The organism is Micromonospora sp. RB23, from assembly GCF_053585025.1.
Genome location: NZ_JBQAPF010000002.1, coordinates 1 through 1,839, shown reverse-complemented (window position 1 = coordinate 1,839; position 1,839 = coordinate 1). Strand labels below are relative to the sequence as shown.

At 63.1% G+C, this 1,839-nt stretch carries 2 protein-coding genes and 1 pseudogene; all 3 read left to right on the top strand.

Annotated features, from left to right (window positions below; genetic code table 11):
• A partial coding sequence (locus tag ACTFTM_RS31150; RefSeq protein ID WP_449566792.1) for an SRPBCC family protein occupies positions 1–249 on the top strand: 249 nt, incomplete at its 5' end.
• Positions 230–556, top strand: coding sequence for a hypothetical protein (locus tag ACTFTM_RS31145; RefSeq protein WP_072814131.1), 327 nt, complete (start codon positions 230–232; stop codon positions 554–556). The genes ACTFTM_RS31150 and ACTFTM_RS31145, both read left to right, overlap by 20 nt.
• A 253-nt stretch (positions 557–809) precedes the next feature.
• A pseudogene (locus tag ACTFTM_RS31140) lies at positions 810–1,839 on the top strand (aromatic ring-hydroxylating oxygenase subunit alpha); the annotation flags it as partial.

Sequence of the window (1,839 nt, the reverse complement as noted above, 5' to 3'; positions counted from 1 at the left end):
TTCGAGGCCAACCTCTACTTCGTGCCCCCGAAGAACGTCCGCGAACGCCTCGCCCACGAACTCGCCGCGGTCACCTTCAAGGAATACGCACTGCAGGACGCCAACACCCTCGAAGCGACACAGACGATGATCGGCACCCGCGCCGTCACCGACTTCCCGCTCTGCGATCAGGAAATCCTCCTCCGCCACCTGCACAAAACCGTCGGAGACTACGTCAAGGAGTACCGTGATGGCGCTGCTGCCAACTGAATTCGCCGACCTCGAGCCCTACACCGACTGGGTCCTGGCCACCGAACCCGAACGCTACGCCAAGCGCCTGGCCTCGACCATGCCCGACATGCAGAAGTTCTACGACGCCGCCTTCGGCCGCATCGAGGACGCCATCACCTACTGCGACAAATTCGACCTCGACGACCTGCCCGACGACGCCCGCGCCCTCGTGCACCTGATGCAGTCGCTCATCATGGTCTCCTTCCCCGTCGAAGTCTGGAAACAACCCCGCGTCCCCGACAGCGGCGCAGCCTGGGCCGACATCACCCACGAACCGGTGGTCTGACACCCGACGCACCAACGAGCCGTCCCCCCACAGCGAATCGCCGTGGGGGGACGGCTCGTTGGTCCCGGTCCTCCGCGGCGCACGTTCGCCCGGGCCGGGTCCACGGGACCGACTCACCCGCGATCGGACGTTGACGCTCCCGGCAACTGTGAAAACCTAATAGTCACTGAATGAGAGTGCCATTCTCATAGATGAGATTGGATGGGCTGAAAAGTAGACAGAGACGACGAGTTCGGACAGGAAAGGTAGATCCGTGCCCCATTTCCCGAAACCAGCCGAAGGCAGCTGGACCGAGCACTGGCCCGAACTCGGCACCGCACCGGTCGACTACACCGACTCGTACGACCCGCAGTTCTTCGAGGACGAGCGCAACGCGATCTTCAAGCGCACCTGGCTCAACGTCGGCCGCATCGAAAAACTCCCCCGCAAGGGCAGCTACTTCACCAAGGAACTGCCCTCCGCCGGCCCCGGCACCTCACTGATCATCGTCAAGGGCAACGACGGTGAGATCCGCGCCTTCCACAACGTGTGCCGCCACCGCGGAAACAAACTGGTATGGAACGACTTCCCCGGCGAAGAAGTCGCCGGCAGCTGCAAGCAGTTCACCTGCAAGTACCACGCCTGGCGCTACAGCCTCGAAGGCGACCTGACCTTCGTCCAGCAGGAAGACGAGTTCTTCGACCTGGACAAGCAGAACTTCGGCCTCAAGTACGTGCGCTGCGAGATCTGGCAGGGCTTCATCTTCATCAACCTCGACGACGACACCCAACCCCTCGACGAATACCTCGGCCCGCTGGCCAAGGGCATCGAAGGCTACCCCTTCGACCAGATGACCGAGGTCTACAGCTACAAGGCCGAGATCGGTTCCAACTGGAAACTGTTCATCGACGCGTTCGCCGAGTTCTACCACGCGCCGATCCTGCACATGAAGCAGGCCACCGAGGCCGACCGAAAAACTCGCCGGCTACGGCTACGAAGCGCTGCACTACGACATCCAGTTCCCGCACTCGATGATCTCCTCGTGGGGCGGCATGGCCCCGCCCAAGGACCTGAACATGGTCAAGCCCATCGAACGCGTCCTGCGCTCGGGCCTGTTCGGACCCTGGGACCGCCCCGACATCGCCGGCCTCGCGGACGACGAACTGCCCGAGGGCATCAACCCCGGCAAGTACCCCGTCTGGGGCCAGGGCACCCTGAATCTTCCCAACATGACCCTGCTCATCTGGGCACCGGGCTGGTACCTGACCTACCACTACTGGCCCACTGCACCCGACCGCCACATC

Excerpts from the sequence above, each read along its gene's own strand:
- ACTFTM_RS31145 (WP_072814131.1), top strand. The coding sequence starts at position 230 with ATGGCGCTGCTGCCAACTGAATTCGCCGACCTCGAGCCCTACACCGAC.